Consider the following 16456-nt stretch of genomic DNA (forward strand, 5'->3'; position numbering starts at 1 on the left):
TTATATTTGTGGGATGGGGAACCAGGAGCAACAGGAATTACAGGAAAAAATAAGGCAGAAAGCTGCTTATTACGCAGCAGAATATATAGCCATTCGGCAACATTTACATGCCAATCCGGAATTAAGTTACCAGGAATTTGAGACAAGCCAATTTGTGCAGGAACACCTGCGCAAACTGGGTATTCCGTTTACGATAATGGCTACTACAGGTGTAGTGGGACTTATAAAAGGCAGGAACCCCGAAAGTCGATGTATTGCCTTAAGGGCAGATATGGACGCACTTCCCATCCTGGAAGAAAATGATATATCCTATAAATCAACAAAACCGGGTATTATGCATGCCTGTGGGCACGATGTGCATACCAGTTGTTTACTCGGTGCAGCGCGCCTTTTACAGGAGTTAAAAGATGAATGGACAGGCACCATTAAACTGGTTTTTCAGCCAGGCGAAGAAAAAAATCCGGGTGGCGCGAGTTATATGATCCGGGATGGAGTATTGGAAAACCCAGCGCCTGCAGCAATATTCGGATTGCACGTGCATCCGCAATTACCGGTTGGGCAGGTAAGTTTCCGGGCCGGAAAAGTAATGGCGAGTGCTGATGAAATTTATATAACAGTAAAAGGAAAGGGCGGACATGCTGCTGCACCGAACCTTACAACCGATACCTTATTGGTTGCCTCACAAATGGTAGTTGCTCTTCAACAGGTGATCAGCAGAAACCGGGATCCGCATCAACCTTCTGTTTTATCTATCACTTCTATACAGGGTGGACATACCACCAATGTTATTCCCAGCGAGGTCAAAATGATGGGCACGTTCAGGGCAATGGATGAAGGCTGGCGATTCAAAGCGCATGAACTGATCCGAAACATAGTGGAGGGCATTGCTCAATCAATGGGCGCTGAAGTAGATTTACACATTGATGTGGGATATCCATCTGTTTACAACAATGAAGTCCTGCATGAAAAAGCCAAAGCAGTTGCCATAGATTATCTTGGAAGTGCACGGGTAGAAGAGACAGAACTGAGAATGGGTGCGGAAGATTTTGGCTATTATTCACAGCAAATACCTGGCTGTTTTTATCGGCTGGGCGTAATGAATAAAGAACGTGGCATCGTATCCGGAGTGCATACGCCCACGTTCAATATTGATGAATCTGCCATCGAAACCGGGATGGCTATTATGGCTGTATTGGGAGCCCTGGTAGAGCCCTGATCAGGGGGTTGGTTTTAATAGATAAATCCATTTTGCGGGACCTGTCACGGATGTTTCACTGGAAACAGTTCCCTCCAGATTGGCTAGTTGTAATTCCTGGCCGAAACCAAGTTTTGATTTTCCATCCAGTTTCAGCACCAGCTTTTCAATGGAGGTGAGATCGGGAATATTCAGATCTGAATTGTTCGCCTGCACAAAGAGAGAAGCAAATTTCAACGGTGTGTTTTTATCTCTTTCCCTGTTACCCAAAGTAAGGATGCTATTATTTTGCATGGCTACTTCAATTTCCGCATCAGCGGCTACTGAATCCAGTTTTGCCGTAGTACCATCCAGCAGTAGCAAACCGTTGAAGGGCATAAATAAATCAAGATAGATTTCATTCCGATCTTCATCTTTACCCGCATCTGTAGAAGAAGCTAAGGAAAACACCAAGGTATCACCTGAATTTTCAACAGAAAGTCTTTCATTCGCAGAACCATATTTACGGTAATACACGCTGTCAGAATAATGAATGGTGCATTCCAGTTTGGAACCCTTTGGTGCTGCCAGTTTCAGCAAGCCAGTAGCTGTTATGGGCTTAGCAGCCCGGGCCTCTTTTTCCATTTCTGTCATACCCAGTACATAATTACCGCTTTTAACTTTTGCAGAAAGCGCCAGCATGATGGTGGTTGGTATCAGTACGAGATTGATTAGCAGTATTACTAATAATTTATTACTTGTTTTCATCTGAATAGGTTTATGCTCTTACATATTTGGTTTTAAAACTCTCATAAGCTGGAACCAGATCAGATGGCTCCATACCCAGCATGAACAGGACCCTAAAAAAGGCTGGCAATTCACTGTTGGTAAATTCCTGTTTCCGGTAGTTCAGTGCATTTTCTTTGGCAGCTTCACTGATGAAGTATCCAATGCCGCGCCGGTCATGAATGATCCCTTGCTGTTTGAGCACTTCATAGGCCCGCATGACCGTATTGGGATTTACTTCCAATTGCATGCCCATCTCCCTTACACTGGGCAGTTTGTCTTCCGGTTGATATTCGTCCAGCAGCACTTTCTCGCAGACATAGTCCACAATCTGAAGATATATGGCCTGGCCGGTTGTATTGAATTGCATGATTAATTTCGTTTAAGGGTATGCGTTAAATTTCTTTTTCTTTCAAACGGAACCAGGTGATAACCCAGAACAAGGGTACCCAACTATAGGTCAGTAAGTAACCAAGTACTTTTGATAAAGTTGAACCTAAGGCATAGGATTTATATACTCCATAATTGGAAGGATCATGGTATTCTCTCAACTCCAGGTTGTTCCAGTAAAAGTTATAATTAGGGAATAAGTTGATCGCGAGCTTGGCAAGCAGGAAACTCAGGGCACCTCCAATTATCGTGACAAAAATGACGGTCTTTATAAAAGCGAACTGTTTGAAGTAAACAGAACCCAGGATAAAGAGTGATTGCAAACAGAAATAACCCCAGATGATATAGGGGAATGCTTCCCCAAAACCATTTTCCCAATCCATTGGTCGGATGCTGGCCCATTTATGGGTGCGGATATAATTTTCTATGTAAGCCTGACAACCCCATTTAACTACAAAAAAACAAAGCGTATATACGATGAAAAACAGGATTACGTTGAAAAAAATTGTTGTAATCAATTTCTCTGTATGACTTGCAGGAAAACACAACCAGTACTGTCCTCTTTCTTTTGATCCTAAAATGGAAAAGCTGATGCTTCCATAAATTGATCCTGCTAAAATCAATCCGATAACATATAAATTATATGCAAATGCTTCCATATAATTATCACCATCCATCAGCACCCAGAATATAATCATGCAGATGCTCATCATTCCCAGTAGAGCCAATGCGCCAAGGGTATAGAACTTTTTATTTTCAATCCATTGTTTGCGGATTAATCCAAACAAACGTTCAAAACTGAATTCGCTATTCATAATTAGTTGGATAAGGTGGTTGATTATTTAAATGCTTTTTGTACCGCTTCCTTATTGGAGATGATGGCCTTGTATAACATCTCGAGGTCCAGCCTTCCCTCCTCTCCTTCATCGTTGAGCAGGATGATGGCATTCCCTTTTAAGGAGGTCTCTTTATAAAGCGCAGACCGAACTTCCTCGCTGTCGAAAGAAATTTTAAAATGCAGGCGATTGGTGATACTGCCAACTGTTTGATCAAAGAGAATACCGCCTTCATCAATTATGGTAATCCGGTCGATCAGGTTTTCCAGGTCTTTTACCTGGTGGGTGGAAATCAGGATGCATTTTTCTTCGCTAACGGCACCCGCCATCACTTTACGAAACTGGCTTTTGCTTACAATGTCCAACCCGTTGGTTGGTTCATCCATTAATAAGATGGGGGTGTTACAGGCCAGGCCAAAACTGATCAACAGTTTTTTCTTCTGTCCATAGCTCATTTCCTGCAGGTGCTGGTCGCGGGGAATGGCAAATTCACCCAGATAGCTGTTGAATTGTTCGGCATTGAATAGCGGATAGAATCCGGTATTGGCGGTTAAAAATTCATTGATGGAGATATTCGGCAGATAAAACTCTTCCGGAACCAGGAAAACCTGCTTCAAAAAATCTGGCTGGCGTTTGGCCGGCGTATAGCCCAGCACGTTAAGCTTACCTTCTTTTGGGAAGAGTAAACCATTGATCAATCGGAGCAGGGTCGACTTCCCCGTTCCGTTTTTACCCAGCAGTCCATAGATATGTCCGGGTTGCAGATCCAGCGACAAACCACTGAAAACCGGTTTGTTTTTGTACCTGAAATGAATGTTCTGGATGGATATCATATTTTATTGTTTTAGTGTACTACTTAACTAGTACAGTACAAATGTAGAGCTTTTTCTTTTCCAACCAAATCTTTTTGCAAAATGTCATTTCGTATTTTGCACCCGTATGAGTAAAGAAACCAGACGTTCCCAGGCCCTTGAGTACCATGCGAAAGGAAGGCCGGGGAAAATTGAAGTGGTTCCCACCAAAGAGGCCAAAACCCAGCGGGATCTGTCGCTGGCGTATAGTCCGGGTGTGGCCGAACCCTGTAAGGAAATCGAATCCAACCGTGAGAACGTTTATAAATATACTGCCAAAGGCAACCTGGTGGGAGTCATCACCAATGGTACTGCGGTATTGGGACTTGGCGATATTGGCCCGGAAGCCAGTAAGCCGGTAATGGAAGGGAAAGGGGTATTGTTCAAGATTTTTGCAGACATCGATGTATTTGATATTGAGATCAATGAAAAGGATCCTGAAAAATTTGTAGCCATCGTACAAGCGCTGGAACCCACTTTTGGCGGAATTAACCTGGAAGATATCAAGGCTCCCGAGTGCTTTTACATAGAGAAGGAATTGCGCAAGCGGATGAAAATCCCGGTGATGCATGACGACCAGCATGGTACCGCCATCATTAGTTCGGCTGCTTTACTGAATGCCCTTGAGTTACAGAAGAAAAAAATTGAGAAAGTTCGTTTTGTAATTAATGGCGCCGGAGCTGCGGCTATGGCCTGTGTGAAACTGTATGTCTCCCTCGGTGCCCGCTATGAAAATTTCACCCTCTTTGATAAGGATGGCGTATTGCATGCAGGAAGAACAGACCTGGGAGAAGACAAAGCTCCATTCGCGGTAAAATCAGCTGACTGGACGCTTGCCAAAGCCATGAAAGATGCGGATGTTTTCCTTGGATTGAGTGTCGGGAATGTAGTTACCACCGAGATGGTGCAAAGCATGGCGAAAAATCCCATCGTATTTGCGATGGCCAATCCTGATCCGGAAATCACTTATGAAAAAGGCATTGCTGCGCGCAAAGACCTGATCATGGCAACCGGACGGAGTGATTATCCCAACCAGGTGAACAATGTGCTGGGCTTTCCCTATATCTTCAGGGGTGCACTCGATGTGCGGGCCACTCAGATCAATGAGGAAATGAAACTCGCGGCCGTACATGCGCTGGCAGACCTCGCCAAGAGCCCGGTTCCGGATATCGTGAACCTGGCCTATAATGAAAAGAATATCGTTTTTGGTCCGCATTATATAATTCCCAAGCCCCTTGACCCACGCCTGCTGGCCTGCATCGCACCGGCTGTGGCCAAAGCGGCGATTGCCAGTGGGGTTGCCACCACTACCATTAAAAACTGGGAAGCGTATGAGGAAGAATTGAACAACCGGCTGGGTATCGACAACCAGTTGATGCGTGTAATCGGCAGCAAGGCAAGAAGAGATCCGAAACGCCTGGTTTTTGCGGAAGCGGATAACAGTAAAATTCTGAAAGCAGCTTCCATTGTTTTTGAGGAAGGTGTCGCCTATCCTATCCTGTTAGGAAATGAAGAAAAGATCCGCCGGATCGCTGAAACCAACCAGATTGATTTAGATGGCATTCCTATCATTGATCCGCGGAGTGATGAGCAGGAAGAGAAAAGAAAGGATTATGGGCAGCTCCTGTTTTTAAAAAGACAGCGTAAAGGCCTGAATAAGTACGAATCGATCAAGATCATGAAAGATCGGAACTATTTCGGTTGCATGATGGTGGAAACAGGCGATGCTGATGCCATGATATCCGGGCTCACCCGCAACTACGATGAAACCATCCGGCCGGCGTTGCAGGTGATCGGTACGGAAGAAAGCGTAAACAAAATCGCCGGCATGTATCTGCTGCTGACCAAGAAGGGTCCCATTTTTATGGCAGATACAACGGTGAACTTTAATCCAACTGCAGAAGAACTGGCGGAAATCACATTGATGGTAGCCAAGGAAGTTCGGAATTTCAATCTCACCCCCCGCATTGCGATGTTGAGTTATTCCAATTTCGGAAGCAGTGCATCGCCCGAAGCCCAATTGGTAGCCAAGGCGCGTAAGCTGGTAAAAGAGCGAAATCCTTCACTGATCGTAGATGGCGAAATGCAGGGTATCATCGCTTTTAATAAAGAAATTTTAAAAGACAACTATCCTTTCAGCGAACTGGTGGATAAGGACGTGAACACCCTGATTTTCCCCAACCTGGCTGCAGGTAATATCGCCTATAATCTATTGAAAGAAGTAGGTGGAGCAGACGCAATCGGACCGATTCTGCTGGGATTGAAAAAGCCCGTTCATGTATTACAGTTAGGAAGCTCGGTTCGGAGTATCTTTAACATGGCATTGGTTGCGGTAATAGATGCACAAATGAAATGCAGCCGCAATCAGACAGAAGAGATCGTTCGCAAATCCAAGTGGTGGAAACGATTCCAGAAAGTCACAAAAGAAATGTAATTAATCAGCCAAGCGCATAGCATGAAATTTATCCAGGAATTCGGGAGATACATACTGATGTTAAGGGATATGTTTTCCAAACCGGAGAACCGCAAGGTATACTGGAAGGAATTCATGCACCAGTGTAATGATATAGGAATCGGATCGCTCGGCATTGTGGTGATTATATCCGTTTTTATGGGTGCGGTATCCACCCTGCAAACAGCTTATCAGCTGGTGAGTCCGCTTATTCCAAAATCTTCCATCGCCCAGATCGTGCGGGATACCGTGTTACTCGAGTTTGCTCCTACCCTTGTCTGTATTGTGCTGGCGGGAGTGGTAGGCAGTAAAATTGCGAGTGAACTGGGAAATATGAGGGTAAGTGAACAGATTGACGCATTGGAAATTATGGGGATCAATACCAAAACCTACCTGGTGTTGCCTAAGATTGTGGCAGCCCTGGTGGTGATACCCATGCTGGTGGTAATATCAGCCGGACTGGGTATCTGGGGAGGCCGGTTGGCCGGTCAGGCAGCGAATATCCTTTCAACAACTGATTTTGACAAAGGCCTGCTGAATGCGTTTCTACCCTATAACGTGTTTTTTGCAATGGTAAAGGCCTATGTTTTTTCTTTTATCATATCCAGTGTACCTGCCTTTTATGGATATTATGTACAGGGAGGAGCACTGGAAATCGGGCGGGCATCTACCAAATCGGTAGTGGTGAGTTGCGTATTAATTCTATTTGCCGATTACGTGTTGGCAGCCATACTCTTATAATATGATTGAAGTAAAGCATATCAAAAAAGGCTTTGGCGACAAAATCGTAATCAACGATGTGAGTGCGGTTATGGACGATGGCAAATGTAATCTGATCATTGGAGCCAGTGGAAGCGGGAAAACCGTATTCATGAAATGCCTGGTTGGATTGTTTCGTCCGGATAGCGGCTCCATTTTATACGATGGCGAGGATTTCACCAATATGGATGCAGCTGGCAAAAAGGAGATCCGGAAGAAGATTGGGATGTTGTTCCAGGGTTCTGCTCTTTTTGACAGCTTGACTGTTGAGAAAAATATTCAGTTTCCGCTGGATATGTTTACCAACTGGACCCTGGCAGAGAAACGCAAGCGGGTTGATGAGGTATTGGACCGGGTGGAGCTGAGGGATGCCAACAAAAAATTCCCGGCTGAGATCAGCGGAGGCATGAAAAAAAGGGTAGGAATCGCCAGGGCGATCGTATTAAATCCCAAATACCTGTTTTGCGATGAACCCAACTCTGGTCTTGATCCGCAGACATCACTGGTGATTGATAAGCTGATCAAAGAACTGACACAGGAGTTTAATATTACCACCGTGATCAATACCCATGATATGAACTCCGTAATGGAGATTGGGGATAAGATCATTTATATGTACAAAGGAGACAAGGAATGGGAAGGGAATAATAAAGAGATCATCTTCAGCAAAAACCAGCGCCTGAATGAATTCATCTTTGCCTCTGACTTCCTCCGGGATGCAAAGGACATGCGGATGCTGGAACAGACCGGCAAGATTGACAACGACCGGAATATGGAGGACCTGATCCGCTAATTTTCCCTTTGGAATGCGCCGGATATCTGCCCATTATACCTTAGTTTTGCCCCCGATCATTAAAATAAAGCCATATGAGCGTTTTAGTAAATAAGCAATCGAAGATTATAGTACAGGGATTCACAGGAACGGAAGGAACTTTCCATGCTACCCAAATGATCGAGTATGGCACCCAGGTAGTGGGTGGTGTTACTCCCGGTAAAGGTGGCTCAATGCACCTGGATCGTCCTGTTTTTAATACGGTAGCCGATGCTGTGAAGGCAACCGGCGCCAATGTATCCATCATATTTGTTCCACCTGCATTTGCAGCAGATGCTATCATGGAAGCCGCTGAAGCCGGTATTGAACTGGTGGTATGTATCACAGAAGGTATTCCGGTGCAGGATATGGTTCGCGCCAAAAACTTCCTGCAGGGCCGCAAGACTCGCCTGGTTGGTCCAAACTGTCCGGGTGTAATCACTGCCGATGAATGCAAAGTTGGTATCATGCCAGGTTTTGTGTTCAAGGCCGGTCGTATTGGTATTGTTTCCAAGAGTGGTACGCTGACTTATGAGGCGGCAGACCAGGTAGCGAAAGCGGGATTGGGAATTTCCACAGCGATCGGTATTGGTGGTGACCCCATCATTGGTACACCTACCAAAGAAGCGGTAGAATTGCTGATGAATGATCCTGAAACGGACGGTATCGTAATGATTGGTGAGATCGGAGGAAGCATGGAAGCGGAAGCTGCTAAGTGGATTAAAGAGAATGGAACCAAGCCGGTGGTAGGATTCATTGCAGGTCAGACAGCGCCTCCGGGTCGTCGTATGGGACATGCCGGAGCGATCATCGGTGGCGCAGACGATACTGCGGCTGCGAAAATGAAGATCATGGCGGAATGTGGAATCCACGTAGTACAAAGTCCGGCTGATATCGGAAAAAAGATGGCCGAAGTGATTAAAAAATAGTAGATATACCAGAAAATATCAAAAAGCGGTGCAATATTTGTACCGCTTTTGTCTTTCTGTACCCTCCCAGGCAGTCGTCTCCCATTCACTCCAACATAGGGCTGTCCTCTCCGGGGGACAGCTTTTTTAATTTGTTCCTGCAACGGGAGTAGATCACATACACTCAAGGTTCTGTTAAGATGATTGATTTGCGGGCATTGGTCTATGTAATCCAATGTCGCCTGCATCTATGGTCTGTATGCTTTTCAATAACTTGTATTAAAATATCGAATATGCGCTTAGGACTAAGCCTTTTGATTTTATTTTTTTCCTTTTCCTTATCAGCCCAGAAAATGCCAACAACACAATACGATCCCTGGTGGGAAAAAATAGACTCCCTGGTACAGCAAGCAGGCTTGTACCAATCTGCACTGGAGGAAGTACAACAGTTGTATACAAAGGCAAAGGCAGAGAAACAATCGGGTCATCAGATTAAGGCGATCCTCTATCGAATTCAATTGCAGGAGGTTCTGGTAGAAGAAAGTGATACAGCAGCGTTGAATTTGTTGCGAAAGGAAATTGCGCTTGAGCAGGGTGTGGCACGGGCACTATTGAATACACTTTTGGGAGATTATTATAAAAAGAAATACGACCAGCAACGTTGGTCGATCTATGACCGCACTCCCCTGGCGGAAACCAATGTGGAGGATATTCAAACCTGGACAGCAACCGATTTTCACAAAGCTATTACGAAAGCATACCGGGAGGCGCTCTCCGAGCCAACGCTGAAAGGTCCGGAAGCCCGCAGACTGGTTGAGCCACTGATTAAAAAAGGAGAAAATAGCAACTACCGATCATCGCTATACGAATTAGTGGTAAAAAAAGCACTGAATTATTTTAAAGAAAATCCAGTGGAACTCACGGAGCAGGCGGATCAATCATTTTGGGAAAATAAAACACTCTGGCAACCGGCAGAAGGATTTATGAAACTTCGGTTATCCGAAGGAGATAGTGCGGAACCGGGAAGGATCAGTCTGGTGCTGCTGCAGGATTTGATGAAGTATTATGAAACGCGGCAGCAGCGTGAAGAGCTGGCCGCAACAGATCTTGAACGATACCTCTACCTGCATTATAAAGCTGAATTCGCAGATAAGGACAGTTTATACAAAGCTGTGCTGGAGCAACATCGAAAGGAGTTCAAGGGAACAGCTGCTGCAGATCAGGCCGTTTTCCTGTTGGCAGACTGGTATTACAGAAACGAAGAAAATCCTGTAAAAGCGCTGGGACTGGCCGAAGAACTGGTAAGGGAAAATAAAACAAGTCCCGGCAGTATACGCACGTATAATCTGGTACAGGAAATCAAGTCGCCCCGCCTGAGTTTGCAAACCGAACGGGTGAATATCCCGGGTGAGCCTTTTCGGGGACTGGTAGAATGGAAAAACCTGGACAGAATTTACCTGCGTATCATACAGGTGGATCCGGTAAAACATGGGTATTTGCTGGAGCAATCGAGCTATTTTGACAGTACGAATTGGGCATTGTTAACTGGCTCGGAATCGATGCGTGCATGGGAACAAGCGCTCCCTGAAAGCAACAATTATAAACTTCACCGGGCAGAAATCAAGGTTGATGCATTGCCGGTGGGAAGGTATTTTTTACTGGCAAGTGATCGCCCTTCCTTCTCTATGGCAGATGCCAACCTGGGAGTGGTGGAGCTGAATGTTTCCAATATCAGTTTTATTCATTCTGGTTCCGATTATTTCTTCTTGCATCGGAATACCGGACAGCCACTACCAAAAGCAACTGTGGAACTGTATCAACGAATTTATGACCCCGTTTCCAGGAGCTATCGCCGGGTGAAAAAGGAAACACTGACAGCAAATGATAAAGGGTATCTCTATATCGACCAGATTGGTGATACCAAATACGGAAGTTTTTCATTGGTAGTACAGCATGGAATTGACAGTCTCCGGATTGATGAGCAGGAATATGTTTATTCCTACCATCAGCGGGAAGCGGAAACAACAGATGAAGCTTTTGAAAAGAGAAACGCAAGAGTACATTGGTTTTTGGATCGGGGGATCTATCGACCGGGACAACTGCTTTACTTTAAAGCAGTGCTGACAAGCAAGGACAAGGAAACCGGTTTGCCCCGGTTATTGACCGGCAAAAAAACCACCCTTCAGTTGTTTGATGCGAATGGGGAGAAAGTGGATTCTTTGTTATTGAGCAGCAATGAATATGGTTCTGTTGCTGGCAAATTCACCTTGCCATCAACCGGACTAACGGGACAGTTTTATCTTGCAGTGGAAGAGTTTGGCAATGAAACGTATTTTAATGTAGAAGAATACAAGCGGCCCCGCTTTGAAGTAAGCCTGGATAAACTAAAAACGACAGTTCGGTTAGGCGATACCGTTACAATAAAAGGCAATGCCATGGCCTATGCGGGCAATGCGATTTCCAATGCAACCGGCACTTACAGGGTTACCAGGGGTGCCAGATTTCCGTATCCCTGGAAGCTGGCAGCCTATGGATTCAGACCGGGGTACAGAACTGCCGAAATCGCGCATGGCAGTCTGACAACTGCAGCAGATGGAAGTTTCAGCATTTCTTTTCCGGCCATAACCGATGGTAACATTGATCCAAAAACTGATCCGGTATTTGATTATACCATCCATATTGATATCACTGATCTGAATGGAGAAACCCGTTCGGCCAGTAGTTCGGTGCCGGTATCCTATAAATCATTGCAACTGACTGTACGTGCGGAGCAGCAGAAAATGCCAACTACTGATTTTACCCGTATCCTCGTCAGCAGCACCAACCTGGTGGGAGAACCGCAACCCACAAAAGTTAATGTGGAGATCGTACCGTTAAAGAGTCCGGGTAAACTGCTCCGCTCCCGCTATTGGGAGGCACCTGATACCTTTGTACTAACTGAGCAGGAGTTTCGTCGTTACTTCCCGAATGATTTGTATAAGAACGAAGATGATCCCGAAACCTGGTCGGAGGGAAAAAAAGTTTGGAGTAAATCCATACAAAGCGACTCCACCGGCTATGTAAAACTGGATAGAAAAAAATGGGCTCCGGGCTGGTACCGGCTGATTGCTAAGGCAGTAGATCCGAATGGAGAAATGATAGAGAGCAAGTCTGTTGTATTCTTATCAGACCCCACAGGTAAAACGGTTGCAGAAACAGGTTACCTGAGCGCAAGCCAGGGTAAACGCAGTCTGAAACCCGGAGAAAAAACCAGTATTGAACTGGCTACTGAAGCAACTAACCTGTTTGTCATTGAACGGAAAATCAATTGGGCGGCACAATCCAAAGAGATCAAACTGCCCTTCTCTCAAAAGTTTCGATTGTTCGGGCTCGGTAAAGAGCGGGTACAGATTCCCGTTATAGCAACCAATGCAGACAAAGGAGGGATTGAAGTACAGCATGTATTTGTCAAGCACAACAGGGTGTACAGGTATGATAGCTATTTCTCCGTACCACTGGAGGAGAAGGATTTGAAGATACAGTTGAAAACCTTCCGCGATAAACTGGAACCCGGCGGAAAAGAAAAATGGACGGTTGCTATTTCAGGAGAAGAAGCAGAAAAATTCGGCATGGAATTGCTGACATCGATGTATGATGCTTCATTGGATCAGTTTGCAGCTAATATCTGGAACAAGCCGGCAGTATGGCCCAGTTTGAATCATATGGGTAACTGGACGGGCAGAACTAATTTCATATCCGAAGAAAGTAGTGATCACATCGTTCGATTGGAGGGAAAAGCGGAGGATTGGAAGAAGGAGGAAGAACTGCTGGATTTTACGTTTTTGCAAGACCGGAGAAGGAGTTTTGGAGGTAAGCTCGTGTTGAGGGAAAGCGAAAGACTGATGGATGCAAGTATACCTGCTGCGGCACCAGTTGTGGCGATTACAAAGTCGACTCCTGCAAAAGTTGTTGCTGATTCAGCTAATGAAGATGATGAAGTGGGATATTTACCACTCATTAAAATACCCTCACCAAAAAACGATACCCCTCCGGCCATACGCACCAACTTCAATGAAACGGCTTTCTTCTTCCCGCAATTAAGCGCTGATTCGAACGGGCATTTCAGCTTCAGTTTTACTATGCCTGAATCAGTAACGAGCTGGAACTGGCAGCTCTTTGCACATACCAAATCCCTGGCCATGGGTTACCTGCAACAAACTATTGTAACGCAGAAAGACCTGATGGTACAACCCAATATGCCGCGTTTTGTACGGGAAGGGGATAAAATGGAGATAACCACCAAAGTGGTGAACCTGACCGACAAAGAAGTAACCGGACAGGCAGAATTGCAATTAATCGATGCTACTACCAATCAACCGGTGGATGGCTGGTTCCGGAATTTCTTCCCCAATCAGTATTTCACGGTTGGACCAAAATCCAGTGAGCTGGTGAAGTTCCCGATGGAAGTTCCTTATCAGTTCGACCGCGCCCTGACCTGGAAGATTATTGCAAGAGTAGGTGATAAAACAGATGGAGAATCCTCCACACTACCGGTATTGAGTAACCGCCAACTGGTAACGGAAGCGATTCCTTTCTTTATCAATGGAGCTGCCACGAAAACAATTTCGATGACCAACCTGCTTAACAGCAAAGACAGCGAAACCCTGAGCAATCGAACCCTCACCGTTGAATATTCGGCTAACCCTGCCTGGTATGCTATTCAGTCGCTCCCCTATCTGGCAGATTACCCCTATGAATGTTCCGAACAAACCTTCAATCGCTTATACGGGTACCTGATCGCGGATCATTTGTTGAAATCCGCCCCCCGCATCAAACAGGTTTTGCTGGAATGGCAGCAGAAAGATACCAGTGCCCTGCTGAGTAACCTGCAGAAAAACCAGGAGCTCAAACAGGTGCTGCTGGAAGAAACTCCCTGGGTGTTGGAAGCGAAAACGGAAGCGGAACAAAAGCAACGGTTGCTGTTGTTATTTGATGCTGTTCGCCTCAGCAATGAATCCTCTAAAATGATTGCCAAACTGAAAGAAATGCAGCTTGGAAATGGTGGATTTAGCTGGTTCACCGGCGGACCGGATGACCGATATATTACGCAATACATCCTGACTGGTATTGGCCATCTGCAAAAGCTGGGAATAATCGATGCAGATTATGGGCTGTTTGCTCCAATCATTAATGCGGCCCTGGGTTATACGGATCAGCGCCTGCTGGAAGATTACAATAAACGCGATAAAGGGCAGAAGGAACCTGTTTATCTGAATACCTATGCGGTACAATATCATTACATGCGGAGCTTTTACAGCAATAAGGGATTATCCGGCCAATATGTGGTAGCAGCTAACCATTACCGTAAGGAAATGCAATCCCTCTGGACCAAAGGCAATCTCTTTACAAAAGCGATGATTGCGCTGGCCCTGCACCGGACTGGGGATAAACAAACGGCTACTTCTATTCTGAAATCATTGCAGCAGACAGCGATAAAATCAGAAGACAAGGGCATGTACTGGAAATCGAACACGGCCGGATATTACTGGCAGGAAGCGCCGATAGAAACACAGGCATTACTGATCGAACTATTCCAGGAACTCAAACAACCGGCCGCTACCATTAATGCTTTAAAAGCCTGGTTATTGCTGAACAAACAAACCAATCGCTGGAGCAGTACAAAGGCCACGGCGGATGCCTGTTATGCCTTGTTATTGCAAGGTGAGAACTGGCTCGAAGCAGCACCGAAAGTACGTGTTAAACTGGGTGAGGTTACTACCATCACTGCAGCCAAAGAAGAAGCAGGAACGGGATATTATCAGAAGATCATTCCAGGCACAGCGGTATTCCCGGAAATGGGTGAGATCAGCATACAGGTGCAGCAGGCTGCAGCACCAAAGGCAGTAGCGCCTGTTTGGGGAGCCATCTACTGGCAGTATTTCGATAATCTTGAAAACATCACAGCTGCCAAAGGCCCGCTTTCCATCAGCAAGCAGGTGATGGTCGAAAAGCTGACGGATAAAGGTCCGGTGCTGGAAGCAATAACGGATGGCGCGATGCTGAAAGTTGGAGATAAACTGGTAGTGCGACTCGAAATCAAAACCGATCGCCAAATGGAGTATGTACATGTAAAAGACATGCGTGCATCAGCACTGGAACCCACGAATGTTTTAAGCGGGTATCGCTGGAAGGGAGCGTTGGGTTATTATGAAAGCACCAGAGATGCCAGCACAAATTTCTTTATCCAGTATTTGCCCAAAGGATCCCATGTACTGGAATACTCCCTGTTTGTATCACATGCCGGAACTTTCAGTAACGGCTTCAGCAGCATTCAGTGTATGTATTCACCGGAGTTTACCAGTCACACAGAAGGCATTAAATTGAACATCGAAGCAAACTAAAACACATGATCCATACCGGCACCCTGCTTGTTGGACAGGGCTTATCGGGTAGCTGGCTAAGCTGGTGGCTATCCCAGTACAACGAGGAATTTATGGTCATAGATGAAGGAAGGGAATTCAGTTCCTCCCGCATCGCATCGGGCGTTATCAATCCGGTCACCGGTCGGGTGCTGGCCAAAACCTGGATGGCAGAAACACTGCTCCCTTTTGCATTGGAGGCCTATACCAATATGGGCAACGCATTGGGAATCCGATGTATTCAGTCGACCCGCATCCTGCACAGTTTTCCCAGTATGCAGATGAAAGAAGCATTTGACAAACGATTGCCGGAGCTGTCTGAATACCTGAGTATACCCGAAGATCAGGAGTACTGGAAATCCCTGATGGAAATTCCATACGGACTTGGCAGTATCTCCCCTGCCCTGCTGATTGATCTTAACCTGCATTTGAACTCCTGGAAATCTGCTTTGGAAACCAAGCAGCAACTGATTCAGGAGAAATTTGAATCGAGTGAACTGGAACTAACCGACCAACATATACGTTATCGGGATATACAGGCAGAACGCATTGTTTTTTGCGATGGAATACATGGAATGGACTTGCCTTTTTTCAGCAAGCTTCCTTTTTCTCCAAATAAAGGAGAAGCCCTGCTACTCGAAATCGAAGACCTGCCTGCGGACCATATTTATAAAAAGGGGATCAGCCTGGTGCCCTATCCGCACCTGGGGGGCAATGAAAACCAGCGTTATTTCTGGGCGGGCTCTACTTATGAAAACCGCTATCAGACGGACGCTCCTACGGACGCTTTCCGCGAACGGACGGAGCTGGCTGTTCGAAATTGGATTAAGAGACCCTTTAAAACCCTTCATCACTGGGCTGCCATTCGGCCTGCAACGATTGAAAGACGGCCCTTTGCAGGGTTTCATCCCCATCTGCCCAGGGTGGGCATTTTGAATGGAATGGGTACCAAGGGTTGCTCCCTGGCACCATATTTCGGACAACAGGTAGCCCTGTTCATCAGAGCTGGTGGCACTATTCGTCCAGAAGCCAGTATTAATCGATTTTCGAGCCTGCTGAGCCCCTAACTTTGCCGCTGAAATTTTAGAAAG

At 45.8% G+C, this 16456-nt stretch carries 11 protein-coding genes; 7 read left to right on the forward strand and 4 right to left on the reverse strand.

Annotation, left to right across the window (positions count from 1 at the left end; translation table 11 throughout):
* Positions 1–13 precede the first annotated feature (13 nt).
* Positions 14–1216, forward strand: a complete 1203-nt coding sequence (locus L0U88_RS05510) for a M20 metallopeptidase family protein (protein ID WP_234864603.1) — start codon at positions 14–16, stop codon at positions 1214–1216.
* On the opposite strand, the gene L0U88_RS05515 is transcribed toward L0U88_RS05510, so the two are convergent.
* From L0U88_RS05515 to L0U88_RS05530, 4 genes are read right to left on the reverse strand one after another with little or no spacing between them, the layout of a single operon-like run.
* Positions 1217–1942, reverse strand: a complete 726-nt coding sequence (locus L0U88_RS05515) for a hypothetical protein (protein WP_234864604.1) — start codon at positions 1940–1942, stop codon at positions 1217–1219.
* 10 nt (positions 1943–1952) lie between these two features.
* Positions 1953–2330: a GntR family transcriptional regulator gene (locus tag L0U88_RS05520; protein WP_234864605.1), complete on the reverse strand. Its 378-nt coding sequence runs from the start codon at positions 2328–2330 to the stop codon at positions 1953–1955.
* Between the two features lie 25 nt (positions 2331–2355).
* Complete coding sequence (locus tag L0U88_RS05525) at positions 2356–3165, reverse strand: hypothetical protein (protein ID WP_234864606.1); 810 nt, start codon at positions 3163–3165, stop codon at positions 2356–2358.
* A 23-nt stretch (positions 3166–3188) separates the two neighbouring features.
* Entirely contained in the window at positions 3189–4019 is an 831-nt protein-coding gene (locus tag L0U88_RS05530) for an ABC transporter ATP-binding protein (protein ID WP_234864607.1), read from the reverse strand.
* A gap of 106 nt (positions 4020–4125) precedes the next feature.
* Between L0U88_RS05530 and L0U88_RS05535 the strand changes: the two genes are divergently transcribed.
* The 6 genes from L0U88_RS05535 to L0U88_RS05560 all read left to right on the forward strand — a co-directional run bounded on the left by L0U88_RS05535 (position 4126) and on the right by L0U88_RS05560 (position 16432).
* On the forward strand, positions 4126–6471 hold the full coding sequence (locus L0U88_RS05535; protein ID WP_234864608.1) for an NADP-dependent malic enzyme: 2346 nt from the start codon (positions 4126–4128) through the stop codon (positions 6469–6471).
* A 21-nt stretch (positions 6472–6492) separates the two neighbouring features.
* A complete protein-coding gene (locus tag L0U88_RS05540; protein WP_234864609.1) occupies positions 6493–7230 on the forward strand; it encodes an MlaE family ABC transporter permease in 738 nt (245 codons plus the stop codon).
* A gap of 1 nt (position 7231) precedes the next feature.
* Positions 7232–8041: an ABC transporter ATP-binding protein gene (locus L0U88_RS05545; protein WP_234864610.1), complete on the forward strand. Its 810-nt coding sequence runs from the start codon at positions 7232–7234 to the stop codon at positions 8039–8041.
* 74 nt (positions 8042–8115) lie between these two features.
* On the forward strand, positions 8116–8988 hold the full coding sequence (sucD, locus tag L0U88_RS05550) for a succinate--CoA ligase subunit alpha (RefSeq protein WP_234864611.1): 873 nt from the start codon (positions 8116–8118) through the stop codon (positions 8986–8988).
* A gap of 272 nt (positions 8989–9260) precedes the next feature.
* Positions 9261–15347 carry an alpha-2-macroglobulin family protein gene (locus tag L0U88_RS05555; RefSeq protein WP_234864612.1) on the forward strand — a complete coding sequence of 2029 codons (6087 nt, stop codon included), beginning with the start codon at positions 9261–9263 and terminating at the stop codon, positions 15345–15347.
* Between the two features lie 5 nt (positions 15348–15352).
* Positions 15353–16432 carry an NAD(P)/FAD-dependent oxidoreductase gene (locus tag L0U88_RS05560; protein ID WP_234864613.1) on the forward strand — a complete coding sequence of 360 codons (1080 nt, stop codon included), beginning with the start codon at positions 15353–15355 and terminating at the stop codon, positions 16430–16432.
* Positions 16433–16456: the final 24 nt, after the last annotated feature.

It is taken from the genome of Flavihumibacter fluminis (assembly GCF_021491375.1).
GTDB classification, from domain to species: Bacteria; Bacteroidota; Bacteroidia; order Chitinophagales; family Chitinophagaceae; genus Flavihumibacter; species Flavihumibacter fluminis.

Excerpts from the sequence above, each read along its gene's own strand:
- L0U88_RS05510 (WP_234864603.1), top strand. The coding sequence starts at position 14 with ATGGGGAACCAGGAGCAACAGGAATTACAGGAAAAAATAAGGCAGAAA.
- L0U88_RS05515 (WP_234864604.1), bottom strand. The coding sequence starts at position 1,942 with ATGAAAACAAGTAATAAATTATTAGTAATACTGCTAATCAATCTCGTA.
- L0U88_RS05520 (WP_234864605.1), bottom strand. The coding sequence starts at position 2,330 with ATGCAATTCAATACAACCGGCCAGGCCATATATCTTCAGATTGTGGAC.
- L0U88_RS05525 (WP_234864606.1), bottom strand. The coding sequence starts at position 3,165 with ATGAATAGCGAATTCAGTTTTGAACGTTTGTTTGGATTAATCCGCAAA.
- L0U88_RS05530 (WP_234864607.1), bottom strand. The coding sequence starts at position 4,019 with ATGATATCCATCCAGAACATTCATTTCAGGTACAAAAACAAACCGGTT.
- L0U88_RS05535 (WP_234864608.1), top strand. The coding sequence starts at position 4,126 with ATGAGTAAAGAAACCAGACGTTCCCAGGCCCTTGAGTACCATGCGAAA.
- L0U88_RS05540 (WP_234864609.1), top strand. The coding sequence starts at position 6,493 with ATGAAATTTATCCAGGAATTCGGGAGATACATACTGATGTTAAGGGAT.
- L0U88_RS05545 (WP_234864610.1), top strand. The coding sequence starts at position 7,232 with ATGATTGAAGTAAAGCATATCAAAAAAGGCTTTGGCGACAAAATCGTA.
- sucD (WP_234864611.1), top strand. The coding sequence starts at position 8,116 with ATGAGCGTTTTAGTAAATAAGCAATCGAAGATTATAGTACAGGGATTC.
- L0U88_RS05555 (WP_234864612.1), top strand. The coding sequence starts at position 9,261 with ATGCGCTTAGGACTAAGCCTTTTGATTTTATTTTTTTCCTTTTCCTTA.
- L0U88_RS05560 (WP_234864613.1), top strand. The coding sequence starts at position 15,353 with ATGATCCATACCGGCACCCTGCTTGTTGGACAGGGCTTATCGGGTAGC.